We start from the raw sequence: 24,611 nt of genomic DNA, 5'->3' as shown, positions 1-24,611 counted from the left end.
TTAGAAGTCGTCGACGTCACGCCCGCCGCGCGGGGTGACGAGATGTTTTCCGCGTTCGTTCTCCCAGACGTTCGTCTCGTGATTGCCGACGAGGATGGAGGTGCCCATCCCGCCGACCTCGTCGTCGTGGTCGTCGGCCGCCCGCAGCGTCGTGATGGTGTGGGTCTCGCCGTCCTGATTGCGACCGGTATCGCCGCGGCTGGCGTCGTTGAAGATGGCGACGGGGACGTCGTCGGCGCGCTCTTTGCGGACGACGTCTATCGCGCGCTGGTAGTCCCGCCAGCAGTTGTAGAGGACGATGACGAAGCCGCTGATCGCGGCCGCGCGCAACTTCTCCTCGATCTCGTCCCAGCCGCGCCACTTGTCCGACAGCGATATCGTACAGAAGTCGTTCGACAGCGGTGCGCCGAGGTTCGCCGCGCCGCCGAGCGCCGCGGTCACGCCGGGCACGACCTCGATGGGGACGTCGTACGCCCCGTCTTCCTCCGCCATGAGGAACAGGAGGTCGCTCTTCCCGTACACGTTCGGATCGCCGCCCGAGACGTGGGCGACGTCCTCCCCGTCGCGGACGCGTTCGAAGGCCTCGCGGGCGAGTTCGGTCTGTCGGCCCATCGTCGACCGGACGATATCCTGTTCCGGTCGACCGCCGGCCGAGGCGGTGGCCGTTCCGCCGTCCGTCGCGGTCTCCGGCGGAAGCGTCCCGTCGCGCCGGAGGAACTCCTGGTAGAGGTTCGAGGCGATGACGCAGTCGGCGTTGGCGATGACGTCCTTCGCCCGCTGGGTCATCGCGTGGGGTAGCCCCGGACCGATACCGACGACGTAGAGGGTACCCGTGTCGCCTCTGGTCTGGTCGTCGCTCATCTTATCGCCCCACCGCGACCGTCACCGCGCCCTCGAACCGCTCTTTCTCCCGCGCCAGTTCGTGTTCGCGACCACCTGCGATGGCCGACGCCTCCGCGATGCCCGGCCACCCGATGAGTTCCTTCGAACGCGACGGGGAGGGTCCCTCGAACCCCTCCAGGGTCTCCTTTTCGAAGAGGACCACGCCGATATCAGCTTCCCGTGCGGCCTCGTAGATGCCCTCCTCGCCCTCCTTCCTGGTGCCGGTGGCGACGAAGTCCACGTCCTCGAAGCCGAGTCCGAGGTCGCCCAGTGCGGCGTCCCACGCGTCGAGTACCCGCTCCGACTCCACGCCCGAGACGGTGCCCGTCCCGAGGACCACGCCGTCGTCCCCGTTCCGCTGGAGAACGGTCACGTCGTCGTCGACGAGTACCGCCCGCGGCCCGTCGAGTCGAGTGACGGGACCGAGTTCGTCGTTCAGGACGGCGAGGTTGGTCGCGACCGTCGAGTCGCCGTTGACGACGTGGGCGTCCAGCGCCTTCGCCTTGCTCTCGACTCCCTGCTTGCCCGCGGCTTCGCTCGCCGTGGTCATCGCCGGGACCGCACCCATCCCCGAGAGGTCGTGGGCGACCTGGTTGGCCCCGTGGTGGCCGCCAGTGATGGGGATGGCCCACGTGAGTTCCTCGTCGACGACGACGATGGCGGGGTCGTCCCACTTGTCGTCGAGCAAGGGTGCCGTCTTCCGCATCGCGATGCCCGACGCCATCAGCCCGACGAAGCAGTCGTACTCGCCCCAGTGCTCCGCGAACACGTCGCCGTGATACTCGACGATGTCCACGCGGTCGTACTCGTCGCCGATACCGTCCTTTATCTCGCGAGCGGTGTCGAGCTTGCGTTCGAAGCTGACGATAGCTATCTCCTCGGCCACCTCTCCGTCCGAGTCCGGCGTTGAGCAGTGGCCGCCCGATTCGCTCGATTCTCCCGATTCCGTCTCGTCTGTTTCGGTACTCATGGTCAGTCGTCGGCCTCGCTTTCGTTCGAACTCCCGTTCGCCCAGTCGCCGTACAGGTAGGAGCGCTCGTACTCCGTTCCCTGCGCCGCGTCGCCGATGATAACGAGCGCGGAGGCGCGGTAGCCGGCCGCCTCCACCTGCTCACCGATGGTGGCGATGGTCCCCTCGATGACGTCCTCGTCGGGCCAGGACGCGTGGTAGACCGCGGTGACTGGCGTGTCCGGGTCGTGTCCCGCGGCCAGCAACCGGTCCATCGTCTCCCCGACCGCGTGCGTCCCGAGATAGATACAGGTCGTCACGTCGCCCATCTCGACGAACTCGCCGATGTGGTCGTCGTCGGGGTCGAGTGTCTTGCCCTGGGGCCGAGTGAAGGCGACGTGGTTCGCCACGCCGTTCAGGGTGAGCTGCGTTCGAAGCGTGGCGCTCGCCGCGAACGCCGCGGTCACGCCCGGTACGAGGTAGGTGGGAACTCCCTCGTGTTCCAGCGCGTCCATCTGCTCCAGCGCCGCACCGTACACCGCGGGGTCGCCGCTGTGGAGGCGAACGACGTCGCGTCCCTCCTCGTGGGCGTCCCGCAGCAGCGGAACCAGTTCCTCCAGGTCCTTGCCGACGCTCGAAACCTGCTCGGCGTCCGCGCAGTACTCCTCCAGGAGCTCGCTGTTCACGAGCGACCCCGCGTGAACGACGAGGTCAGCCGCTTCGACCAGCTCGCGGCCCGTGACCGTCAGCAGGCCCGGGTCTCCGGGTCCTGCGCCGATGAACGGAATCCCCTCCCGGACCTCGCCGGCGGTTCGTTCGGCGATTCTCGAATCGCGCCGTCGGGTCCGGGCGTCCGCCTCCGCCTCGATGGCGTCTTGCGGGTCAGTCATCCGACGCCACCTCCGGGGGTTCGTCGCCGTGAGCCTCGCCTTCCGCGCGTTCACGCCTCGTCGCGTCGTCCGTCGTTTCGAACCTCGCAGTGGCCGGTTCGTGCTCGACGTCACGCTTCTCCGCGTAGGCCAGCGTGTAGTAGTCCCGCTGGGCGACTGCCTCCGGGTCCTCGGTCACGACGGTCTCGCCCTGCTCCATGAACAACCGGCGACCGTACAGCACGTCGTACCCGGCTTCGACGAGTTTCTCGTGCGTCGTCGGAGCGTCCGTGACCTTGAACAGAATCATCCGGTCCGGACCGGTCGGGGCCGCACCCCGGGCGGCCTCGTGGAGCGCGAGGCTCGTCCCCGACGAGATCTCGACGCCGAGGGCGGTCGCGAACGCGGTGACCGCGCTGACGCCGGGGACGATTTCGACGTCGACGTCCGGATGGAACGCGGACATCGTGCGTCGGAGGTGGCCGAACGTCGAGTAGACGTTCGGGTCGCCCAGGGTGACGAACGCCGCGGTTTCGTCACGCGCCTGCGGTGCAATCTCGTCGGCGGCCTCTCTCCAGGCCCGTCGAAGCTCGTCCTCGTCGCGCGTCATGGGGAAGTCGACGTCGCCGATGCGGTCTTCCGGCACGTGGTCGGTGGCGACCGACCGGGAGAGTCGCCCGGGCGAGTAAACGACGTCGGCCTCTTCGAGGATGCGTCGGCCCCTGACGGTGACGAGGTCGGCGTCGCCTGGACCGAGGCCGACTCCGTACAGGCTCATCGTCGTCTCCCGTCGGAACCGCGCTCCGACGACGTTCGAGGTTCACGCGACCCATCGCTCCCGTCGGAGTTCTGCTCCGACGACGTTCGCGGTCCGTCGGACCGCTCGCTCCCGTCGGTGTCTCGCTTCGCGGACGTTCGCTTCACGTCGGTCGGCTCGCCGCCGTCCGCGGCAACTTCGTTCGGGCTCCCGACCAGCATGTACACCGGATTGTCCGAGTCGAAGCTGGTCGCACCGGCCAACTGGTAGCCGTGGCTCACCTGAAACTGGACGACTTCGTCGAGGAGATTCCGCTCGCGGAACGCCTCGGTCGCCGCACCGGCGACTTCGAGCCTGGAGACGTTCATCACGACGCGGTCGATACCGGTGTCGACCGCGTGGTCGAGCACCGACTCGTAGTTCCTGCTCCCGCCGATGAACAGCGCGTCGGCGTCCTCCGGCAGTCCGTCCGGCGCCTCCGCCTCCCGGAGCGTGACGTCCGCGGTGACGTCGTTCGCCGCCAGGTTTTTCCGACTGACCGCCAGCCGTTCCGGTTTCCGTTCTATCGCAGTGACCCGCCCGGCGCGGCGCGCAGCCTCGATAGTGACCGCGCCCGTGCAGGGACCGACCTCGGCGAAGTGGTCGGTCGGCGCCAGGTCGAGTTTGCCGTGAAGGACGGCCCGAACCTCTGGTTTGGTCGGGCCCGCCTTCGCGTCGTGAGGAAGTACTGTGCGTACCATCACCGGAGACAACTTGCGTGGGGCCTAAAACAATTTTGGTTGATTTACTCCAAGTCAATTTTTGCTACGGCGCTCGTTTCGGCTTCGAAGACAAGCTCATCGACACTAAGGCAAAGATACTTGAGTTGCCGGTGCTCACAGTCGCCAACGACAGAATAAATGGATACGTCCGACGATGCAGGCGTTCTGCGGAGCAAGCGGAACGCCACGAGGTACCAGATTCTGGTCCAAATAGCGGAACGGCAGCCGGCAGTGAGCCAGCAGGAAATTGCGGACGTGATCGGAATCACTTCGCAGGCCGTGAGCGATTATCTCCGGGACCTGATCGAGCACGGGTGCGTTCGGAAGCACGGCCGCGGACGCTACGAGATCACCAAGGAAGGCGTCGACTGGCTCATCTCTCAGACCGACGAACTCCGCGATTTCGTCCGGCACGTCTCCGAGGACGTCATCGGCCAGGTCGAGATCGAAACCGCACTCGCGACGACGGCGATCGGCGAAGAACAGAGGGTGTCGCTCTCGATGCGGGACGGCGTTCTCCGAGCGACGCCGGGGGAAACCGCAAACGCAACTGCAGTTGCAGTCACGGACGCGGAGAAGGGACGGGACGTCGGCGTCACCGATTTCGAAGGCGTCCTCGACTACGAGGTTGGGAGAGTGACTGTGATCTCGGTTCCGCGGGTTCAGAACGGCGGAAGTACGGTGGTCGACTGCGCGACGGTGTCCGAGTGCGCCGAAACGCACGACCTGCTCGTGACGTCCGGCACCGAAGCGCTGGCGGTGGTCGAGTCGACGGACCACGAGCCTGACGTTCGCTTCGGGACTCCCCTCGCGGTACAGGAAGCCGCCACGAAGGGGCTGGACGTGCTGTTGCTTGCGGTCGCGAACGAGCTTTCGACGCACACGGACGAACTCCGGGAACGGAACATCAGCTACGAGGTCGTTGACGCGGCCGAGTAGTCCGGTCGGAGACACCCATCGAACGCGGTTCCACACGTGAAGGTGACGGCGTCCCTCCATACGACCGCCGAGTTCGCAGAGCGACGGCGGTCGAATCGTCGGGAATCAAATCCCGCATCTGGCGGGTCGGTGACGGTGTCGAAGGTACGCGGTCGCACCTGTTCTACGTGGCTGCCGTGACCGCTCGCTTCACCGCCGTCTCCGCTTCGAGTGCTCCCTGCAGTCGAGGGACGACGGCTCAACCGTCCTCGAATCGCTCTCCGAGCACGTCGGAGTCGTAGAGCGATTCGACCTCCTGCCGTTCGTACCCGTGTTCCCGGAGGATTTCGTCGGTGTGCTCGCCGAGCCGAGGCGGATACCGGCGAACGCTCGCGGGGGTTCGCGAGAGATGCATCGGAAAGCCGGGCATCTCCACTTCCCCGGCGGTAGGGTGAGCGATGGAGGCACGCATACCACGCGCCCGGACCTGGTCGCTTTCGAACACCTCCTCCATATTCTTGACGTCGCTCGCCGGGACGTCGTGGTCGCCGAACGCGGAGAGCAGTTCCGCGGTCGTCCGTTCGGCGAACTCCGGTCGGAGTTCCGCGTCGAGGGCCTCGCGGTGCTCGACGCGTCGTGGATTCGTCTCGAATCGGTCGTCGGCGACGAGGTCGGGGCGGTCGAGCGCCTCGCAGAACCGGGGCCAGACGTGTTCCGACGCCACCGCGACGACGACGTGGCCGTCGGCGGTTTCGTAGGCCTGGTACGGGGCGATGGTCGGATGTTTGCTCCCCATCCGGCCGGGTGGGTCGCCGGTCGCGAAGTAGTTCGTCGCCATGTAGCTCATCCACGCGGCCTGGCCGTCGAGGAGGCTGACGTCGACTTTCTGTCCGACGCCGTCGCCGAGTTCGCGCTCGAAGAGCGCCGCGAGAATCGCCTGCGCCGCGTACATGCCGGCACCGATGTCGGCGATGGCGACGCCGACGCGAACGGGACTGCCCTTCTCTTCGCCGGTGATGCTCATGAGCCCGCCCTCGGCCTGCATCATGACGTCGTAGGCCGGTCGGTCCTTGTCCGGCCCCCACTCGCCGTAGCCGGACAGCCCGCAGTACACGAGTTCGGGATTGTCCTCTCGGAGTCGCTCGTAGCCGAGGTTCCACTCTTCCATCTTCCCGACGCGGAAGTTCTCGACGAGGACGTCCGCGTCGCGGGCGAGGTCCCGGAACACCTCCTGACCTGCTTGCGAGGCGAGGTCGAGCGTCATCGACCGCTTGTTGCGGTTGACGCTCATGTAGTAGGCGCTCTCCTCGGCGTCGCCGTACCGCGGCGGATGCCACTCGCGGGTCTGGTCTCCGGTCCCGGGCCGTTCGACCTTGAGTACGTCCGCGCCGAGGTCACCCAACTGCATGGTGCAGAACGGCCCGACGAGCACGCGGGAGGCGTCGAGCACCGTAACTCCGTCGAGCGGGCCGGTATCGGTCTCGGGATTCTGCGCTTCACCAGTCATCGGTTTGCTCGTCGGCGGGGAGACCAGTCAGGTCTTCGCTTGGCATCGAGGCGTAGATCGCGGTGCCCTCGCAGGTGTGACGGCCTCCACGCCGGCCGCGCGGCCCGTCAGGGGTATCGGTAGCGACGCCGTCGCCGCCAGACTTGCGCGTCCCGCGGGCGACGCGGGACCGGTCGCGGGCCGTTCGGACGCCGTCGTGTCCGGCCGTCGAGTCGCGCCGGATGCGCACGTCGCCCACTCTCCCAGTTCCGCGAGCCGGTGGGCGAGCGACGAAGCGGCCGAACCGTTCGGTCGGGCACGGGCCGATACTCCGGTAGCGTCACTCCGCGAGAGCGTCGAGCACCTCGTCGGCGAGATACTCCCCGAACGGAAGCGAGGACGTGAGTCCGGGCGAAACGGCGTTGAGCACGTGCAGCGAGTCGGGGCCCCGTTCGAACACCGGCTCCTTCACGAGCCGACCGTCGTCGCGCACCACCTGTGCACGGATGCCGGCGTAGCTCCGGCGGAAGTCCGCTGCGCGGGCCTCGGGGACGAGTCGCCGGGCTGCTTCGACGAAGGCCCTCTTCCGGTACGACTTGTGGAGCTCCGCCAACGCTACGCGGACCATCTTCGGACTGCCGAGCAGTTTCCAGAGCCCCTCGTACCGCAGCGTCTCGGCCAGTTCCGAGAGGTCGAAGTCGGTGTTCCGGTAGGCCTCGCGCCCGAACGCGAGCACCGCGTTCGGTCCGACGATCACCTTGTCGTCCGTTCTGCGCGTGTAGTGGACGCCCAGGAACGGAAGACCAGGGTCCGGCGTCGGGTAAATCATCGACTCGCAGAGATGGCGGCGCTCGGGCGTGAGTTCGTAGTACTCGCCGCGGAAGGGGACGACCTGGTACTCCTCGCCGACGCCGACGTCGTGGGCGATGGCGTCCGCGTAGAGACCGGCGGCGTTCACGACGTAGTCGGCTTCGATTCGACCCTTGTCCGTCTCGACGAGATAGCCGTCTCCGCTGCGATTGAGCCCCTCCACCTCGTATCCCATGTAGAAGTCGACGCCCATGTCCTCCGCGTCGGCTGCGAGCGCGTAGACGTACTTCTGGGAGTCGACGGACGCGGCTTCCGGACAGTAGAGCGCCGCCCGTCCGTCGGCGTGCGGCTCGCGTTCGGAGAGCTCCGCGGCGCCAATCAGCTCCGTCTCGACACCGTTCGCGTCGGCCTGCGCCTTCAGGTCGTCGAGACGCGCTACTTCGGCGTCGTTCCGCGCGACGACGACGACGCCCGTCTCGGCCAGCGGTACGTCGTGGTCCGCGGCGAACGCCTTCATCCGTCTCGTCCCTTCCGTGGCGAACCGCGCCTTGAGCGACCCCGGCGGGTAGTTGAACCCCGGATGGAGGACGCCCGAGTTGCGACCGCTCTGGTGGACCGCCAGGTGGTGCTCTTTCTCCAGGACGCACACGTCGAGGGCGGACCGTTCGACCAGGTGGGCCGCGACCGAACACCCGACGCATCCGCCGCCGACGACGGCGACGTCGTGACGAACCATGCCGAAGGGTAAAAACGGGTTCATAAAGAGGCTACTGTTCGTCGAGTACCGGCGTGGCCGGAGACCGTAGCACAACGACCGGCGAAACTCACATTCGCGCTCGCCGACTAGCTTCGACTAATGACGTACGAGTACGCGCGTAGCCACGAGCACGAACTGGAAGCGGAGTACCTCGCCCCGACGGACGCCGTCGTCCTCGACCTCTACGAGCGGGACGAATCGCTGTTCATCGACGTGGTCGTCCCCTGTCCGACCTGCAGCGAACCGCTTCGACTGTCCGCTCGCGTGACCGAAGTGGCCGACTCGGACGTCGAGCTTCCGCTCGAAGATGCCGACGAGCTTTACGATTGAATCCACATCTCGAACGGGTCGGTCGTCGAATACGACGTACCGACCGCCTGTACTAGCGAACTTGACAGAAAGATTTTTTACGAACCACGAACATACTACTACCTGGAATCGAAGTGGTCAGCCATGGCGCTGCCAACTGGTCCCACCAGCTCCTGGTTCCAGAGCACGGACTTCCCGAGCCGACTGTTCGAAACCGGAAGTAACGACTACGAGCTGTACGAGGAGGACGGCGAGTTCGTCCTCAGCGTCGAGATGCCGGGCTTCGACGCCGACGAGATTACCGTCTCGTGGGACGCCGGCATCCTCAACGTCGCGGCCGAACACGAGGACGAGCAGCGCGGCCAGCGGAAGACGTACCACCGTCGGTTCCGCTTCCCGAAGGACGTCGACGACGACGAGATAACCGCCCAGTACAACAACGGCATCCTCGAAGTCCGGCTGCCGGTCATGACGGGCGCCACCGTCAGCGGAAAGGAGATCGAAATCCAGAGCTGACGGCGGCGTCTTCGGCGTCCCGGTAGCGGCGTTCGACGACTCGTTTTTCCCGGCAGACTGGGAGGCACCACAGAAGTCGAACGTCGGCGGCGATTTCGTCGCCACCGAAGGCCGTAACGAGGACGGGTGAAGGACGGGAGGACTCGCCGGAAGCCCGTGAACGGTGGTTCCCGTTCGCGTGACGGCCGACGCCGACGGGAGGCGACCGGGCGATTACAGCGCGTCGAGAACGCGCTCGAATCGTTCGGACACGTCCTCGGCGATGGGGTCGAGGTCGGCGTTGTCGGTGATGCCGACGAGTTGTTTCGGGTCGACGGCGCTCACGGCGACCTCGCCGTCGTCGGTCTCGTAGACGATGACGTTACACGGCAGGAGTGCGCCCAGTTCGATCTCGTCATCGAGGCCCTGGTACGCCAGCCCCGGATTACAGGCACCGAGGATGCGGTACTGCCGGAACTCCTCGTCGAGTTTCTCCGCGAACGTCGCCTGGACGTCGATGTCACAGAGGACGCCGAATCCCTCGTCTTCGAGGGCGTTCGTCGTCTTCTCGACGGCCGCGTCGAAGTCACCGTCGACGTCTGTCTGCATCGTATAGTCCATATTTCACAATCACGGTCCAGCCGCTTAGTACTATCGTGTCGGAGCGACACGAGTACGATGGACGGCGTCGCTGTCCCTCGGCGGTCGGGGACGCTCGACGTCGTCCCCTCGGCAGCGTTCTCCGACGCTCTTCCGCCCATCGTCGGCGCAGAATTGTGTAATAGCAGCAATACTAATCCGGCGGAGACGGGTGAGCACCGACCGACGTCGAACGCTTATCCGTGACGACGCCCTACGTCGAACGATGAGCGCTCCGAAACAGGACTTCCAGACCGCGGTCGACAAGACGCCGAGTCGCGACGAACGCGAAGACGCCATCGACGCGCTCGTCGACGCCGGCGAGTGCGAGAAACTCGCCATCCTCGTCCAGATGGACGGGCTGGACGGCCCCTTCCGGCGACGGGCGCTGAACGGGATGGCGCAGGCGGAGTGTTCCGACCTGCTTCGCACGATAGTCGAGAACGGCGGGCTGGAGGAGTCCCTGCAGTCCGACGCCCGGGAACTCCTCGAACGGTAGCCGGAACGCCGTCGCACGACAGCCGCGAGGTCGGAGCCGACGCGCGCGACGGTCGGGACGGTCGCCCGGTGGAGCGTTCGCACCGGTCGACCGGTCGCTCTACGCTTCACCCTCCTCGTCGGCGGTTCGTGGATGCCGCGGGACCGACACACCGAAGTACCGGGCAGTACGACCACCAGCCATGAGCGGACACGAACACCAACCGGGAGAGAGGGACCGCGTGACGGCACCGCAGCAGGAGTACTCGATGCGCGACGTGGGCATCGGCCTCGTCGTCTTCGTCGTCGGGCTCGTCGTCACGTTCGGCGTCCCCCTCGCACTGTTCTGACGTCTCTGGGGGTTCCGAGAACCCCGGACCGGCCTCGCAGTCCCCGAGAGACGCGTCTTCGCGGCTCGTACCCGAAGCGACGGGGGTGAGCGCGTGCGACCGAATCCCGTCGTTCGATACCGGCCGAACTTTTACTACGGGCAGAGTACCCCGGAGCATGGTGCGTAACTACGCGGAGTTGCACGACCCCAACGCGGAGTACACGATGCGAAATCTGTCCAGCGAGACGATGGGCCTCACCGGCGACCGCGGCGGCGGCCCGCGCGACCTGGAGATAACGGACGTCCAGACGACGATGATAGACGGCAACTTCCCGTGGACGCTCGTCCGGATATACACCGACGCGGGTGTCGTCGGCACCGGCGAAGCCTACTGGGGCGCGGGCGTTCCGGAGCTCATCCAGCGCATGCGGCCGTTCCTCGTCGGCGAGAACCCGCTGGACATCGACCGCCTGTTCGAGCACCTCGTCCAGAAGATGTCCGGCGAGGGCTCCATCGAGGGCGTCACCGTCACCGCCATCTCCGGCATCGAGATAGCACTCCACGACCTCGCGGGGAAGGTCATGGACGTGCCGGCCTACCAGCTTCTCGGCGGCAAGTACCGCGACGAGGTTCGCGTGTACTGCGACTGCCACGCCGGCGACGAGGCGAATCCCGAGTCGAACGCCGACGAGGCCGAGCGCGTCGTTGAGGAACTGGGGTACGACGCCCTGAAGTTCGACCTCGACGTGCCCTCGGGCCACGAGAAGGACCGCGCGAACCGCCACCTCCGCAACCCCGAAATCCAGCACAAGGTCGACATCGTCGAGGCCGTCACGGAGCGCGTCGGCGACCGCGCGGACGTCTCCTTCGACTGTCACTGGACGTTCTCCGGCGGGAGCGCCAAGCGCTTGGCGCACGCGCTCGAAGAGTACGACGTCTGGTGGCTCGAAGACCCCGTCCCGCCGGAGAACCACGACGTGCAGCGCGAGGTCACCCAGAGCACCACGACGCCCATCGCGGCCGGCGAGAACGTCTACCGCAAGCACGGCCACCGTCGCCTCATCGAGGAGCAGGCCGTCGACGTCATCGCGCCCGACCTGCCGAAGGTCGGCGGCATGCGCGAGACCCGGAAGATAGCGGACATGGCCGACACCTACTACACGCCCGTCGCGATGCACAACGTCTCCTCGCCCGTGGCGACGATGGCGAGCGCCCACGTCGGCACCGCCATCCCGAACTCCCTCGCCGTCGAGTTCCACTCCTACCAGCTCGGCTGGTGGGAGGACCTCGTCGAAGAGGACGTCATCCAGGAAGGGTACATCGAGATCCCCGAGAAGCCCGGCCTCGGCATCACGCTCGACATGGACGTCGTCGAGGAGAAGATGGTCGCCGGCGAGACGCTGTTCGACGAAGCGTAAGTTCGCCGAGCGCGGGGGTCCGGGTCTTCCGCCGTTCGACGGGCCGTAGCCGGCGTCGAGCCGGCGGACCTCCCGTCCGTCCCGTTCGACTCGGGGCCACACCGAGTCCGTCGCCCCTCCGTTCGACCGAGGAAAGCGCCGATTTCGCACATGTCCGGCTCCGGTGATGTTTATTTCCCATACAAAATTCTTATTTTACGCCGGCAACCGGGTCTTAGTATGACTCGACTCCGTCGACGAGATTTCCTGACGGCGGCGGTCGCCGGCACCACGGTCGCGGTCGTTCCCGTCGCTTCCCGGACGACGAACGACGCGGGAAGTCCTTCGGCGAGCGGCTGGACGACGCACCGCGGGAACGCGGGCCGGACCGGGGCGACGGACGCGGCCGGTCCGGGGCCTGACGTCGGGACCGAGTGGTCGACGGACCCTGGCGGCAGCGTGGCCGAACCGGCGGTCGCCGACGGCACGCTCTACCTCGGAATCACGACGGCGCACACCCCCTCGGCCAGCGAGGGGTACGTCGCCGCTTACGACCCGGCGACCGTCGAGGAGCGCTGGCGGAAGGGGGGTATCTCCCGTCCGGGGACCCTCACGGTCGGCGACGGGGCCGTCTACGTCGCCACCCACGGGACCGAGGACTCCGACGGGTCCGGATTCTTCGCGCTGGACGCCGGAACGGGCGAGACGAGGTGGCATCGGCCGGCCTCGTTCGGACTGGAGGATGTGGTGTTCGTCGACGGCCGACTGTACGGCGAAGCGGGTAGCGACGCCTGCGCGCTCGACGCCGGGACGGGCGAGGTTCGCTGGCGGACCGAAGGCGTCGGCGGCGGCACCTGCTACGCCGACGGCACCGTGTACTACGGTACGGGGGTCGCGCTGGACGCCGCCGACGGGAACAGCCGCTGGAACGTCTCCGGCGACATCGGTAACCAGTGGAGCGACGACGTGGTGCAGACGGTCGTCGACGGCACCACGTACGGTACCCTGTCCGGACAGGACCTGCCGACCGAGGTCCAGGCGCGGTCGGCGGCCGACGGGTCGCTCCGGTGGTCCTACTCGCCCGGCTCCGGGAGCTACTGGCGGTTCGACCGGCTCGCGGTCGCCGGGGGGCGGGTCGTCTGCACGTTCGACGACACGGTACACGCGCTCGACGCCGCGACGGGCGAGACGGCGTGGACGTACGAACCCGACGTGCAGCTCACCAGCAGCCCGACGATGGCGGGCGGGACGGTCTACGTCGGCGGGCGGACGGACCCCGAGTCCGACGCCGGCGACGCGGCCGTAGTCGCCATCGACGCGGCCTCCGGCGAGCGCACCTGGCGGCACGTCTTCGGGAGCTGGGAGTTCGAGGACTACGGTCCCGCCGCCGCGACCCCCGTCGTCGTCGGCGAGAACGTCTTCGCGGCGACGTATCCGGAGGGGTCGGCGATAGACTACGAGTACACCGAGCACGCCGACTTCCACGTCCTCGGCTCCGGCGGAGGGGGCGGCGGGACGACCACGACCACGTCCGAAACCTCGACCACCACCTCCGAGGGAACCACGACCACCTCCGAGGGGACTACGATCGGTTCCCGGACGACAACCGGCTCCCGGACCACGACGGAACCGCCGGCGACCACCTCCGAGACGGCGACCGCGACCGATTCGACGTCGTCCGCGTCGAAACCGACCGCGACGACCACGAACGCGAAGACCGGGGCGGCGCAGTCCACGACGACCGACGGACTACAGACGACGACCGCGGCCGGTTCGACGAGTTCCGGAACCGGAACGACCGCCACGGACGGCCAGACGGGATTCGGCGTGCTGTCCGCGCTCGGCGGTCTGGCCGGCGTCGGCGCCTACTTCCGGTCGCGCCTCGACGCGGAGGACTGAATCGCCCGCGCTGACGGTCGAACCCGGCGACGTGCTCGAAGTCGGACCACCGCTACACCGCGCCGGGGTCGACCTGCCGGCCGACCCACAACAGGCTGGCGACGAGGAGGACCGCGGCGAGCGGGACCAGGGCGGAGAAAGCCGTCAGCAGGACGCCGGAGGCCTGGACGCCGAGTACGACGAGCACGACGGGACCGCAGCACGCGGCACCCGACAGCAGGGCGGGGACGGCGGCGAGCACGCCGGACGAGGAGCGCGTCAGCCCGCACGCTTTCGGCTGTCGCCAGGCGAGGTAGGTGACGGCGAGGTTCGCCCCCACCAGCACCGCGAGACCCAGGCCGACCAGGAGGTCCAGCGGCGAGACGAGCAGCGTGGCGAACGGGAGTCCGAGCCGGGCGACGGGTTCCCAGGTGAGCGTCCCGGTCGGCTCGACCATCCGGGAGAGGGGGTCGCTCACGACGAGCAGTTCGACTCCGTCTCCGCCCGGCGTCAGGTGGCCGAGGGCGTAGAGGTAGGCCAGCAGGTAGCCCAGGGTCACCCCGAGAAGTACGAGGCGGGCGTCGGTCCGGGCGAGCACGGCCCGGACCGCGAACGCCGTCCGCGAGACCGTCCTCCCGACCGACCCCAGGCGTGCGCCCTCGGCGGTCGGCTCGCCGTCCGTCTCACTCATGGACGGACGTCTCCGGGTAGAGGCCGGCCCACGCGAACCACATCCCGTCGTAGGCGTACTGGCGCTCCAGCGGCAAGTCGGCGGGTGCGCTGGGAGTTCCGTCCGGACCGACGACGTCGCCGTCGCGGAACGCGAACGACCGCTCGTCCGGGTTGCGATAGACGTACGCGGTGTCGAGGTCGGGGTCGTAGGCCGCGAGCAGCGGCGTGCCCGCGAGTTCGCCGTCGAGGAGCTTCTCCGTCCGGAGCGCGTCCTTCGGGAACGCGGCGGCCCCCTCGGACGACCGCGTCCCGACGACGACCGCCTTGCCGTCCAGGCGGTCGTCAGTTCGGAGCGGCGGGAACAGCGGGTCGCCGCCGGCGTAGTAGCCGTCTCTCGGATTGTACGAGCCGTAGGGGTCGTCGTCGTAGTCGCGGACGTACCCGGTCTCCTCCGAGAGCACCCGGGTGTCGGGGTGGGCGTCGCGCCAGCGACCCCACGTCGTCCAGACGAGGCGGAACTCGCGGAGCGAGCGTTCGGCGAACTGCCCCTCTATGGCGGTGGCGAGCATCTGGGGCCACCGACTGTCGGTCGCCCGGTCGTACATCACGAGGTTGTCGTTGAGCAGGTCGCCGGAGACGCCGAACGTCGTCGCGCCGCGGTCGAACCCCATCGCCGTCCCCGTCAACGGGCAGTAGGTGACGCTGACCGGCGTGCCGTCCAGCGTGTCGTTGCAGATCTCGTGCCAGACGAGCACGTTCTGCGGGTAGGCTTTCGCGTCGCTCCCGCGGACGACCCCGAACACGACGTCGCCGTCGTCGAGTCGGTCGTTCGCGGCGCTCGCGTCCGTGAACGTCGGTTCGTCGATGGACGGGATGCCGTCCTTCGGCGGGCCGCCGGAGACGACCCCGGACCGGAGTCGTTCGAACGGGTACTGGACCGTCAGCGCGGCGTCGGCGAGCGGCGGTTCCCCGTCGGACGCGGTCGCGGACTCCGAGGGCGACCCGGTGGTCGTCTCGGTCGTCGTCGTGCCGTCGCCGTCCTGCCCCCCGCGGACGCTGCCGCCGAGACAGCCGGCCGTCGCCGCCATCCCTCCGACGGCCGACGCCGCCAGAAACGAGCGTCGTGAACAGCGCTGCATACCTCCGATAGGTCTCCAGCGTGGATAACGATTCCACGGGCGTGCACGCGAGATGCACGACCGGACGGCACCGCGGGAGAATCAGACCGTCGCTTACGCGCTGTCGGTGTCCTCGTCGACGTGGCGCTCGTCGACGCGCTCGGTCGACTCCTCGTCCTCGGGCAGCCCCGCGGCGTCGGACTGTTCGAGTTCCGCGGAGTCCATCTCCTCGTCGACCCGTTCGAGTTCCTCCTCGACCTCCTGTTCGCGCTCGCTCTGCATCTCCCGTTCTCGATCGCGGTCGTCTTCGGCCATGGGGCGGACTTGTTCGCACTCGCACTTGGCAATGGTGGCCCCCTCACCGTCCGCCGCGGACCGCCGACGCGTAACCGTCGCGACGTCGCGCTCGAAGACGCGCACCGCTGGAATTTTTACACCGCCCGCCGACGGTCCCCACATGGCCGACGTGCTGGAGGACAAACGCGCCGCGACCCGCTTTCGCATCCTCGCCGAGATAGCCGACCGCCAGCCGGCGGTGAGCCAGGGCGAGATAGCGGACGCCGTCGGCGTCACGAGCCAGGCCGTCAGCGAGTACATCCGTGGGCTCGTCGACGACGGCCTCGTCGAGAAAGAGGGTCGTTCGCGCTACAGCGTCACCAAGGAGGGCGTCGACTGGCTGCTCCGGGAGGCGACCGACGTCCGGCGGTTCGCCGACCGCATCACCGAGGACATCCTCGGAAGCGTCGGCGAGGACGCCGCGATAGCGACCGCCGACGTCGAGGAGGGCGAGGAGGTAATCCTCACCGTCCGGGACGGACTGTTGCACGCCTCGCCCGAGGGCGACGGCCCCGCGACCGGGGTCGCTACGACCGACGCGGACGAAGGCGAGGACGTCGGCGTCACCGGCTTCGAGGGCATCATCGACCTCGACCCCGGTTCGGTGACCGTCTACCAGGTACCGCCCGTCCGCTCCGGCGGGAGTCGCGCCGTCGACGTGGACGCCCTCGGTGACGCCGCACGGGACGCAGCGGTGCTCGCCGCCACGGGCGTCGAGGCGGTCGTCGCGCTCCGCTCGGCGAACGTCGAACCGGACACCACGTTCGCGACCGGCGAGGTGGCCGCCGACGCCGCGACGCGCGGACTGGACGCGGTCGTCGTCGCCACCGCCGACAGCGTCGGTCGGGTGACCGACGCGCTCCGCGAGGCCGGCGTCGCCTACGAGGTCGCCGACGTGAGCTGAACTAGTTCGCGTGCTTTTTCGCCGTGGTGTAGGCCTCGCGGACCCGCTGGAACTCCTCCCGGCTCCCGCCGTGGTCCGGATGGACGTCCTTGACCCGGTCGCGGTACGCCGATTTCACGTCCGAGAGGGTCGCGCCCGTCGACAGTCCGAGGATGGCGAACGCGGCCTGGGTCGTGTCGACGTCCTCGCCGTCGTCGAGCTCCGGCGTCTCGAACGGGAGGCGGTCGCCGAGGTGGATGCCCGGCATCTCGTGTTCGACGAGGACGCCGTACGTCGGCGACTTCTCGATGCGGAAGAACGCCCTCGCGTCGAAGGTTATCGCCACGTCGCGCTCGGGCAGGTAGAAGGCGACGTGTTGCCCCTCGACGAAGTGGTCCTCTGCGAACTCCTCGCCGATGCTCCGGAGGTACTGGCGAATCTCGACGCGCCGCTTGCTCTCGCCAAGGACGTAGGACGCCTTGCTCGCCTCCGGGGTCGGAAACAGGCGAGCGCCGACGAGGAAGATGCCGGCGATGACGACCGCCGTCGCGACGGACAGCAAGAGGCCGAGGACCAGCCAGTCGGCCATGATGTGCCGTAAGTGTCCCACGATTATCAAACTCCCGCCGGGACGGCGAACGGGCACTGAGCGCCCGCTCGCCCACGACGGACGCCGTCCACAGGGTCGGCGCGCCGACGGATGTCCCCGGGGGTGGCCCCGGAGGCTTTTGGGTGCATTTTTAGTGGTCGGACAGTAACGTCCGGGTATGACAGTAGCGGACGACTCGAACGAGGAGCACGGCCATCACCTGCCGGCCGTCGAAGACTGGCCGAGGGGTTTCGGCGAGGCGTCGTGGTGGCCGTTCATCACCGCGTTCGGCGCAGCCGGATTCTACGTCGGTGCCGCGCTGTACGTGCTCGCCCAGGGCGACCAGCCGCTCGTCGGACCGATGATCGGGCCCTCGGTGTTCATCGCCAGCGCCCTCGTCTTCCTCGTCGGGCTGTACGGCTGGGTGTACCACGCCTTCGTCAAACACTTCTGGTCGCGCGACCCCAACGAGAGTAGCGCGAACGCGCTCCGCTGGGGGATGGTCACGTTCCTCGGGTCCGAGATAGCGACGTTCGGTGCAGGGTTCGTCTACTACTTCTTCATCCGGACGAACACGTGGCCCCCGGTGGGCGACGAACTGCCCGAACTGCTGCCGATGGGCGGTATCTCGGAGATGCTGGGGTCGCTCGTGCTCATCAACACCATCATCCTGGTCATCAGCAGTGGGACGCTCCACTGGGCGCACGTCGAACTCCGGAAGGACAACCACCAGCGCTTCATCGCCGGGATCGCAGCGACGCTCCTGCTCGGCCTGATATTCATCGGCGGGCAGGTGCTCGAGTACTACGAGTTCATCGTCCACCACGGCTTCACGTTCACCGGCGGCGTGTACAACAGCGCCTTCTTCGGGCTGACCGGCCTGCACGGTCTGCACGTCAGTCTCGGCGCGGTGCTCATCGGAATCGTCTTCATCCGTGCGCTGTACGGGCAGTACTCCGCCGATCGGCACGTCTCCGTGACGACCGTCTCGATGTACTGGCACTTCGTGGACGCCGTCTGGATATTCCTCGTCGTCGTGCTGTACGCCGGCGCGGAACTGCACGCCTGATTCGCCGTCTCCTTTCTCGCGCTCTCGCCGTCGACCAGCCTCGCGCTCGCCCACCTCTCCGATAGCGGTCCGCTCGACGCCGTTTTCGACTTCCGAGACGGGGGTCGCGGGACAAGACAGCACATATTTATGGGCTACTTCCTAACGGCTAGGTAGCATGGATTCCAAGCGGCCAGCGTTCGTCGCGCTACTGGGTGCAGCGCTGCTCGCGCTCGCCGTCGACCCCGCGCTCGCGCAGGGGTACGACTCGGCGACCGAGGACCTGATTCGGACGCTGAACACCCAGCTTCTGTACGCGGCGATCCCCATCACGGTGCTCGTCGAGGGTATCCTCATCTACACGGTGTGGAAGTACCGGAACAACGAGGATCCGCTCCCGACGAAGGAGAACCGGCGGCTCGAGATTACCTGGACCGTGGCCACGGCCATCGTCCTGCTGTTCGTCGGCTACGCGTCGTACGGCGTGATGGCAGACCCGTACGTCACGACGACGCAGCAGGACGTGGAGAGCATGTCCGACGACGCCGTCGAAATCGAGGTCATCGGCCAGCGCTACAACTGGAAGTACACCTACTCCGACCAGAACATCACGAACCGCACCACGAACGTCGTCGTGCCGGCGAACACGAACATATACTTCAACGTCACGTCGACCGACTGGATACACGCGTTCCACGTCCCCGAACTCGGGCTGAAACAGGACGCCCTTCCAAATCAGCACAACACCATCAAGACGAAGATAAACGAGGAGGGGACCTACCAGGTCTACTGTGCGGAGTACTGCGGCTCCGGCCACTCCGCGATGCTGAGCGAGATCAAGGTCGTCTCACAGCAGGAGTACCAGCAGTTCCTGAAGGAGAACGGCGGCGGTAGCGCCGGCGGCAACAGTAGTTCGAACAACTCGACGGCGTCTGCCTGACGCGGTCGCTTCCTCTCGACTTCCTTTTCGGACCGACGCTCGCCCGGAAGCGGTTGGTCTAAGTGCCGCGGGTCGAAAGTACCGATAACGGTGTCATCCGACAGTTCATCGACCGGTTTCGAGCGCGCGCTCGCGGCGACAGCGGTCGGCGTCTACCTGCTGGTGGTCGTCGGTGCGACTACGGCGCTGACGAACGCCGCGACCGCGTGTCCGACGTGGCCGGCGTGCAACGGAAAGTGGGTCGTCCCCTTGGACGACCCGCAACTGGCGGTTGCGTGGGGTCACCGCGTCGTCGCGCTCGCGGTGGGACTGTTGCTCACCGGGACCGCGGTTCTCTCGTTGCGGCGCGACGTCCGGCGTCGCGTGCGCGAGGCGCTCGCGTTCGCCGCGGTCCTCTACCCGGCGCAGGTCGTCCTCGGCGCGCTCGCGGCGACGACGACGACGCCCGCGTGGTTCGCCGGCGTCCACCTCGCCGCGGGGATGGCCATCTTCGTCGGCGTCGTGCTCGCGCTCGCGTGGACGCTCGAACCGGAGACCAAGGACGGTCCGGTCGAGATGGGCGTCGTCGACCCGGACGGGCCGACCGATTCGCCGCCCGTCCGCTCCGCGCCCGATGGCCTCGCCGAACGCGCGAAACGGACCGGCTTCGCCTACTTCCGTCTGATGAAACCGCGGCTGATGTGGCTGCTCTGTCTCGTCGCCTCCGCCGGTATGGCGCTGGCGGCGGGGCCGAACCTGCGCGTCGGGACTGTCGTCGCCACGCTGACCGGCGGCGTCCTCTCCATCGGGGCGAGCGGGACGTTCAACCACGTCCTCGAACGCGACAAGGACAAGAAGATGAACCGGACCGCCGACCGCCCCGCCGCCACCGACCAGATTCCGATTCGGAACGCGGTGGCGTTCGGTCTGCTGCTGGCCGCGCTCTCGCTCACGGTCTTCCTCTCGGTGAACCTGCTCGTCGCCGCGCTCGGACTGACCGCCATCGTCTTCTACAGCGTGGTCTACACGCTGCTGTTGAAGCCGAACACGGTCCAGAACACGGTCATCGGCGGGTTCGCCGGGTCGCTGCCCGCACTCATCGGCTGGGCCGCGGTCACGGACGGCGTGGGACTGCCGGCACTGGTGCTCGCCGGCGTCATCTTCCTCTGGACGCCCGCCCACTTCTACAACCTCGCGCTGGCGTACAAGGACGACTACGCCCGCGGGGGCTTCCCGATGATGCCCGTCGTGCGGGGCGAGGCCGAAACCCGGAAGCACGTCCTGCTGTACCTGGGTGCGACGCTGCTGGCGTCGAGCGTGCTCGTCGCCGTGACGAACCTCGGCTGGCTGTACGCGGCGACGAGCGTCGCGTTCGGCGCGGTCTTCCTCTGGACGGTCGTCCGCCTCCACCGTGAACGCGACCGGGCGGCGGCGTTCCGCTCGTTCCACGCCTCCAACGCCTATCTCGGTGCGGTCCTGCTCGCCGTCGTCGTCGACGCCATCGCACTCTGACCATGAGCACGAAGATAGCTCGCTTCAGACCGAACGGCACGTCGCTTGCGGTGGGAGTAGCGGTGTTGAACGCCGAGTTCCTGCTACTCGCGCTCTACCTGGTAATGTCGAACCGCACCGGGGGCGAGATACGCTACCTGCTCTACCCGTTCGTCTGGATGAACGTCGCCGGTTACGCCGCCCTGAAGACGAAGCCGGTCGCCGAGACCGACCGCCAGCGCTACCTCGCGGCGGCGGTCGGCGTCGCCTACTTCCTCGTCGTCGGGTACTTCGGCGGGCTGTACGGCCCCGGCATGGACATGGCCGGGATACCGGCCGGCGGTGCGAGCGTCGCGTGGCTGCCCCCGGGCTGGGGGCCGGCGCTGCTGTACCACGGCGAGTGGCTCCGCCTCTCGCTGCTCCCGTTCAAGGTCGTCGGCTACCTCGGGCTGGCGTATCTCGTCTACGCGACCGTGCTGGACGCCGCGAGTTCGGCCCTCTCGGGCGTCCTCGGACTGTTCTCCTGCGTGAGCTGTGCGTGGCCGGTCGTCGCCACCCTGATGACCGGCGTCGCCGGCGCGGGGTCGGGACTGGCGGCGACCGTCGCGTCCGGGTCCTACGACATCTCGACCGCCGTGTTCGTCGTCACCATCGCCCTCCTGTACTGGCGGCCGACGGTGCGGTGACGCCAGCGGGACTACCGACGCCGACTACGTCACGCCGACGCCGTCCAGGAAGGACCGGTGCTCGTCGGCGCGTGCGTCCACCGCTCTCTCGGGCCGACCGGCCATCTCCTCGCGAAGGTTCCGCATCAACCGCACTCGGGCGAGTACGCGGTACGTCCGGCGTCGCTCCTCGAACCCCTCGTCGCTGGCGAGCGCGTTCGTCGTCTCGTAGCCGGCGTACAGCCGTCCGCGACATCTCGCCCGCTCGTCGCCGTCCAGTTCGGGCCAGTCGACGAGGAGGGCCTCGGTGACCGCGAGTTCGTACCGGGCGGTGGTCGCCACCGGCGACTCCCAGTCGAGGACGGCGGCGGTCACGTCCCCGCTCTCGCCCACTGTCGCGTCCCTGCTCTCGCCCACCGTCGCGTCTCCGTCCCCGTTCGCGTCCATCGTCACATCCCGTCGGTCGGCGTCCCACTCCTCGCCCTCGGTCGCTGCGGGGTCCAGCAGGAGGTTCCCGAGCCGGTAGTCGTTGTGCGTGACGACCGGTTCGAAGGAGTGCGGTGACGCGGCGAGGTGGTCGGCGGCGTCCTCGAAGTACGACGTCAGCGCCGGAACCAGGTCGGCGAACCGGCCGTCTTCGAGTCGCTCGACCTGCATCGTCGCCCACTCGCCGAACATCGACGGCCAGTCCTCGAACGCGCGGGCGACCGCCAGTCCGCCGTCGCCGGACCGGAGCGCCCCGAACTCCTCGACCGCTACCGCTCCGTGGAGGTCGCCGAGGTTCCGACCGGCCTCGAAGCAGACCCGCTCGAACGCGCCCGGCGCGAGGCGGGCGGGCGACGCCTCGACGTTGCGGCCGTCGACGGCCTCGGTGACGAAGAAGGGGTCGCCGACCGTCTCGCCTGGGTCGCTGCCGAGCACGGCCGGGACTGGAATCTCCGTCCGCTCGGCGACCAGCGAGAGCAGGTGTGGCTCCGCGCGGAAGCCGTCGTCGCCGAACCGCGTGCCGACCTTCAGCACGACCGTTCGCGTCTCCCCTCCCTGCTCCGCGACGGTGACGAACCGGACCGAGTTCTTGCCGTGGTCGGCCGGTTCGACGGCGCGAACCGTCACCTCGGGGAGTACCGCCTCGACCGCGCGTCGAGCGTCGTCCTCCGACAGCGAGTCGTCCGTGGCGTCGTCGGCGCGGGATTCGTCGGTCACGTGCTCGTCGTGGATGGCCGCCGTGAAAGGCGTTCGGCGAACCGGATTTCTATTAGATGTCCAACCGTTCCCCTCCGCCGACGGGGAGCGACGAGCGGAGCCCCGCTGGAGACCCGTCGCGGCGCACCGTCCGTCCGACCGGCGAGGGAGCCGTCGGCGGTCCGACCGCCGGGCGTTCTCGACCGGCCCCTCGCCGAATCGAACCCCTTACCTGCCGACGACGGCAATCGTCCGGTATGGCAGACGCACTCGTCGCCGAGGAGGTCCGCAAGTCCTACGGCGACGTCACGGCGCTCGACAGCGTCTCCCTCTCGGTCGGCACGGGCGAGGTGTTCTCGCTCATCGGGCCGAACGGCGCGGGAAAGACCACGCTTGTCCGGGCGCTCACGGGGACGACGACGCCCGACGACGGCCGCGTCCGGATTCACGGCGACGCGCCCGCCGAGGCGGACCGCTCGCGGGTCGGCCTGCTCCCGCAGTCGTTCGACCCGCCGGGCAGGCTGACGGCGCGCGAACTGCTCTCCTACTACGCCGGACTGTACGACGACGCCCGCGACGTGGACGCCGTGCTGGGGGAGGTCGGCCTCGCCGACACCGCCGGCACGTGGTACGAGAAGCTCTCCGGCGGCCAGCAGCGCCGGGTCTGCGTCGGCGCGACGCTCGTCAACGACCCCGACGTGCTCTTTCTCGACGAACCGACGACCGGCATCGACCCGGCCGGGCGACGCTCGCTCTGGTCGCTCGTCGACGAACTGGCCGAGAGCGGGACGACCGTCTTCCTGACCACCCACTCCATGGCGGAGGCCGAACGCCTCGCCGACCGCGTGGGCCTGCTCGCCGACGGCGACCTCGTGGCCGTCGGCTCCCCCGAGGCGCTGGTCGCCGAACACGGCGGTCGGAGCCGCCTCGTCGTCGAGACCGACGCCGCCCCGTCCGCTGTCGACGACCGGTTCACCGTCGAGGCGACCGACGCCGGCCTCGTCTTCGACGGCGTCGGCCCCGCCGAGATTGGCGACGTGGTCGGACTGCTGAACGACCGCGGGGTGACCTACGAGGCGCTGACGTGGACCGAACCGGACCTCGAAGACGTCTACCTGCGGCTGACGGGCGAGTTGCTGGGGCCGGACGCGACGCCGACGGCCGGCCGACCGGTTCCGGCGGGAGGCGACCGATGACGACCGTCGGGCGCGTCGTCGCCGAGGGCGGCGCGGCGTGGCGGTCGTTCGTCCGCCGCCGGACGGCCGTCTTCTTCACGTTCTTCTTCCCCGTCATCCTCATCCTCATCTTCGGCGTGCTCGTCCGGACGGGCGGCGGGGGCGGCGGCCTCTTCTCGAAGCCGGCGGGCTACTACGTCCCGGGCTACCTCGCCGTCGTCGTGTTGTTCACGCCGCTGTCGCGCGTCGGCCACACCGTCGCCCGTCACCGCGAGTCCAACCGATTCGAGAAGCTGGCGACGACGCCGCTGAGCCGCGCGGAGTGGCTGCTGGCGCACGCGCTCGTCAACGTGGTCATCATCGGTCTGGCGGGACTCATCATCCTCGGACTGGTCGCGGTGCTCACCCCCGCGGACGTCGCCCTCGCCGCGCTCCCGACGGTCGCCGTCTTCGTCGCGGTGGCCGTGGCGCTGTTCTGCGGCTTCGGCGCGCTGCTCGGCAGTCTCGCCGACTCGCAGGACGGCGTCGTCGCCGCGAGCAACGGCGTCGCGCTCCCGCTGCTCTTCCTCTCGGAGACGTTCGTCCCGCCGTCGATGCTGCCGGCGTGGTTCCGGCCCGCGGTGAACCTCTCGCCGCTGACCTACTTCGCGCGCGGCGTCCGAGACGTGACGTACGCCGGCACGGGAGCGGGCGCGGACCTGCTCGTGCTCGCGGTGCTCGCGGTGGCCTTCTTCGTCGCCGGCGCGTACGCCATCCCCCGCACCGACTAGTCGTCCGTACTCCGTCGCCCGTCTCCCCCGCTGTCACACGGAAACGGT

At 68.3% G+C, this 24,611-nt stretch carries 27 protein-coding genes and 1 pseudogene; 14 read left to right on the top strand and 14 right to left on the bottom strand.

Annotated elements, in window-relative coordinates; translation table 11 throughout:
* From ACRYA2_RS12230 to cbiT, 5 genes and pseudogenes are all read right to left on the bottom strand, one after another.
* Complete coding sequence (locus tag ACRYA2_RS12230) at positions 1-861, bottom strand: precorrin-3B C(17)-methyltransferase (protein ID WP_433628296.1); 861 nt, start codon at positions 859-861, stop codon at positions 1-3.
* Position 862: 1 nt separating this feature from the next.
* Positions 863-1,852, bottom strand: a complete 990-nt coding sequence (gene cbiG, locus ACRYA2_RS12225; RefSeq protein ID WP_433628294.1) for a cobalt-precorrin 5A hydrolase — start codon at positions 1,850-1,852, stop codon at positions 863-865.
* A gap of 2 nt (positions 1,853-1,854) precedes the next feature.
* Positions 1,855-2,721, bottom strand: a complete 867-nt coding sequence (locus ACRYA2_RS12220) for a cobalt-precorrin-4/precorrin-4 C(11)-methyltransferase (RefSeq protein ID WP_433628291.1) — start codon at positions 2,719-2,721, stop codon at positions 1,855-1,857.
* On the bottom strand, positions 2,714-3,478 hold the full coding sequence (locus ACRYA2_RS12215; protein ID WP_433628288.1) for a cobalt-factor II C(20)-methyltransferase: 765 nt from the start codon (positions 3,476-3,478) through the stop codon (positions 2,714-2,716). The genes ACRYA2_RS12220 and ACRYA2_RS12215 overlap by 8 nt, the downstream gene beginning before the upstream one ends.
* Before the next feature lie 101 nt (positions 3,479-3,579).
* A pseudogene (gene cbiT / locus ACRYA2_RS12210) lies at positions 3,580-4,197 on the bottom strand (precorrin-6Y C5,15-methyltransferase (decarboxylating) subunit CbiT); the annotation flags it as partial.
* 159 nt (positions 4,198-4,356) lie between these two features.
* Here cbiT and ACRYA2_RS12205 point away from each other — a divergent pair.
* Complete coding sequence (locus ACRYA2_RS12205) at positions 4,357-5,157, top strand: DUF7839 domain-containing protein (RefSeq protein WP_433628286.1); 801 nt, start codon at positions 4,357-4,359, stop codon at positions 5,155-5,157.
* A gap of 238 nt (positions 5,158-5,395) precedes the next feature.
* Here ACRYA2_RS12205 and ACRYA2_RS12200 read toward each other — a convergent pair whose 3' ends face one another.
* From ACRYA2_RS12200 to lhgO, 3 genes are all read right to left on the bottom strand, one after another.
* Positions 5,396-6,643: a CaiB/BaiF CoA transferase family protein gene (locus tag ACRYA2_RS12200; RefSeq protein ID WP_433628283.1), complete on the bottom strand. Its 1,248-nt coding sequence runs from the start codon at positions 6,641-6,643 to the stop codon at positions 5,396-5,398.
* Entirely contained in the window at positions 6,633-6,881 is a 249-nt protein-coding gene (locus ACRYA2_RS12195) for a hypothetical protein (protein ID WP_433628280.1), read from the bottom strand. Before ACRYA2_RS12195 ends, ACRYA2_RS12200 begins: the two co-directional genes overlap by 11 nt.
* A gap of 81 nt (positions 6,882-6,962) precedes the next feature.
* Positions 6,963-8,168 carry an L-2-hydroxyglutarate oxidase gene (gene lhgO, locus ACRYA2_RS12190; RefSeq protein WP_433628277.1) on the bottom strand — a complete coding sequence of 402 codons (1,206 nt, stop codon included), beginning with the start codon at positions 8,166-8,168 and terminating at the stop codon, positions 6,963-6,965.
* A gap of 120 nt (positions 8,169-8,288) precedes the next feature.
* Here lhgO and ACRYA2_RS12185 point away from each other — a divergent pair, with 120 nt between their 5' ends.
* Both ACRYA2_RS12185 and ACRYA2_RS12180 read left to right on the top strand, forming a co-directional pair.
* Positions 8,289-8,519, top strand: a complete 231-nt coding sequence (locus ACRYA2_RS12185) for a hypothetical protein (protein ID WP_433628275.1) — start codon at positions 8,289-8,291, stop codon at positions 8,517-8,519.
* 123 nt (positions 8,520-8,642) lie between these two features.
* Positions 8,643-9,014, top strand: coding sequence for an Hsp20/alpha crystallin family protein (locus ACRYA2_RS12180; protein ID WP_433628272.1), 372 nt, complete (start codon positions 8,643-8,645; stop codon positions 9,012-9,014).
* A gap of 213 nt (positions 9,015-9,227) precedes the next feature.
* Here the strand turns inward: ACRYA2_RS12180 and ACRYA2_RS12175 are convergent, their stop codons facing one another.
* Positions 9,228-9,614 (bottom strand): DUF302 domain-containing protein, encoded by a 387-nt coding sequence (locus tag ACRYA2_RS12175; RefSeq protein WP_433628269.1) that lies wholly within the window; start codon positions 9,612-9,614, stop codon positions 9,228-9,230.
* A 244-nt stretch (positions 9,615-9,858) separates the two neighbouring features.
* Between ACRYA2_RS12175 and ACRYA2_RS12170 the strand changes: the two genes are divergently transcribed.
* The 4 genes from ACRYA2_RS12170 (at position 9,859) to ACRYA2_RS12155 (ending at position 13,736) form a co-directional block, all read left to right on the top strand.
* Complete coding sequence (locus ACRYA2_RS12170) at positions 9,859-10,131, top strand: hypothetical protein (RefSeq protein WP_433628266.1); 273 nt, start codon at positions 9,859-9,861, stop codon at positions 10,129-10,131.
* Positions 10,132-10,312: 181 nt separating this feature from the next.
* On the top strand, positions 10,313-10,459 hold the full coding sequence (locus ACRYA2_RS12165) for a DUF7550 family protein (RefSeq protein WP_433628264.1): 147 nt from the start codon (positions 10,313-10,315) through the stop codon (positions 10,457-10,459).
* A 157-nt stretch (positions 10,460-10,616) separates the two neighbouring features.
* Positions 10,617-11,858, top strand: a complete 1,242-nt coding sequence (locus tag ACRYA2_RS12160) for a mandelate racemase/muconate lactonizing enzyme family protein (protein WP_433628261.1) — start codon at positions 10,617-10,619, stop codon at positions 11,856-11,858.
* Between the two features lie 219 nt (positions 11,859-12,077).
* On the top strand, positions 12,078-13,736 hold the full coding sequence (locus tag ACRYA2_RS12155) for an outer membrane protein assembly factor BamB family protein (protein WP_433628258.1): 1,659 nt from the start codon (positions 12,078-12,080) through the stop codon (positions 13,734-13,736).
* Between the two features lie 52 nt (positions 13,737-13,788).
* Here the strand turns inward: ACRYA2_RS12155 and ACRYA2_RS12150 are convergent, their stop codons facing one another.
* The 3 genes from ACRYA2_RS12150 to ACRYA2_RS12140 all read right to left on the bottom strand — a co-directional run bounded on the left by ACRYA2_RS12150 (position 13,789) and on the right by ACRYA2_RS12140 (position 15,964).
* Positions 13,789-14,406: a hypothetical protein gene (locus ACRYA2_RS12150; RefSeq protein ID WP_433628256.1), complete on the bottom strand. Its 618-nt coding sequence runs from the start codon at positions 14,404-14,406 to the stop codon at positions 13,789-13,791.
* The gene (locus ACRYA2_RS12145) at positions 14,399-15,526 is read right to left on the bottom strand and encodes a DUF3179 domain-containing protein (protein WP_433628253.1); all 1,128 of its coding nucleotides are present in this window, start codon (positions 15,524-15,526) and stop codon (positions 14,399-14,401) included. The genes ACRYA2_RS12150 and ACRYA2_RS12145 overlap by 8 nt, the downstream gene beginning before the upstream one ends.
* A 93-nt stretch (positions 15,527-15,619) precedes the next feature.
* Complete coding sequence (locus tag ACRYA2_RS12140) at positions 15,620-15,964, bottom strand: hypothetical protein (RefSeq protein WP_433628250.1); 345 nt, start codon at positions 15,962-15,964, stop codon at positions 15,620-15,622.
* On the opposite strand from ACRYA2_RS12140, the gene ACRYA2_RS12135 reads away from it, so the two are divergent.
* Complete coding sequence (locus ACRYA2_RS12135) at positions 15,963-16,745, top strand: DUF7839 domain-containing protein (protein ID WP_433628247.1); 783 nt, start codon at positions 15,963-15,965, stop codon at positions 16,743-16,745. The two genes, ACRYA2_RS12140 and ACRYA2_RS12135, sit on opposite strands and share 2 nt — an antisense overlap.
* Before the next feature lies 1 nt (position 16,746).
* On the opposite strand, the gene ACRYA2_RS12130 is transcribed toward ACRYA2_RS12135, so the two are convergent.
* Positions 16,747-17,313 carry a J domain-containing protein gene (locus tag ACRYA2_RS12130; protein WP_433628244.1) on the bottom strand — a complete coding sequence of 189 codons (567 nt, stop codon included), beginning with the start codon at positions 17,311-17,313 and terminating at the stop codon, positions 16,747-16,749.
* A gap of 178 nt (positions 17,314-17,491) precedes the next feature.
* Between ACRYA2_RS12130 and ACRYA2_RS12125 the strand changes: the two genes are divergently transcribed.
* The 4 genes from ACRYA2_RS12125 (at position 17,492) to ACRYA2_RS12110 (ending at position 21,457) form a co-directional block, all read left to right on the top strand.
* Positions 17,492-18,382: a cytochrome c oxidase subunit 3 gene (locus ACRYA2_RS12125; RefSeq protein ID WP_433628241.1), complete on the top strand. Its 891-nt coding sequence runs from the start codon at positions 17,492-17,494 to the stop codon at positions 18,380-18,382.
* A gap of 157 nt (positions 18,383-18,539) precedes the next feature.
* Entirely contained in the window at positions 18,540-19,301 is a 762-nt protein-coding gene (gene coxB, locus ACRYA2_RS12120; RefSeq protein ID WP_433628238.1) for a cytochrome c oxidase subunit II, read from the top strand.
* Positions 19,302-19,385: 84 nt separating this feature from the next.
* Entirely contained in the window at positions 19,386-20,792 is a 1,407-nt protein-coding gene (gene cyoE, locus ACRYA2_RS12115; RefSeq protein ID WP_433628514.1) for a heme o synthase, read from the top strand.
* A 2-nt stretch (positions 20,793-20,794) separates the two neighbouring features.
* A complete protein-coding gene (locus ACRYA2_RS12110) occupies positions 20,795-21,457 on the top strand; it encodes a DUF7546 family protein (protein WP_433628236.1) in 663 nt (220 codons plus the stop codon).
* A gap of 24 nt (positions 21,458-21,481) precedes the next feature.
* Here ACRYA2_RS12110 and ACRYA2_RS12105 read toward each other — a convergent pair whose 3' ends face one another.
* Entirely contained in the window at positions 21,482-22,639 is a 1,158-nt protein-coding gene (locus tag ACRYA2_RS12105; RefSeq protein ID WP_433628233.1) for a phosphotransferase, read from the bottom strand.
* Positions 22,640-22,875: 236 nt separating this feature from the next.
* On the opposite strand from ACRYA2_RS12105, the gene ACRYA2_RS12100 reads away from it, so the two are divergent.
* Both ACRYA2_RS12100 and ACRYA2_RS12095 read left to right on the top strand, forming a co-directional pair.
* The gene (locus ACRYA2_RS12100; protein WP_433628231.1) at positions 22,876-23,814 is read left to right on the top strand and encodes an ABC transporter ATP-binding protein; all 939 of its coding nucleotides are present in this window, start codon (positions 22,876-22,878) and stop codon (positions 23,812-23,814) included.
* Positions 23,811-24,563, top strand: a complete 753-nt coding sequence (locus ACRYA2_RS12095) for an ABC transporter permease (RefSeq protein WP_433628229.1) — start codon at positions 23,811-23,813, stop codon at positions 24,561-24,563. Before ACRYA2_RS12100 ends, ACRYA2_RS12095 begins: the two co-directional genes overlap by 4 nt.
* Positions 24,564-24,611 lie beyond the last annotated feature (48 nt).

Source organism: Halomicrococcus pelagicus, from assembly GCF_050954125.1.
Note: the sequence above shows the minus strand (reverse complement) of the source record. Positions and strands in the feature narration are given on the sequence as shown.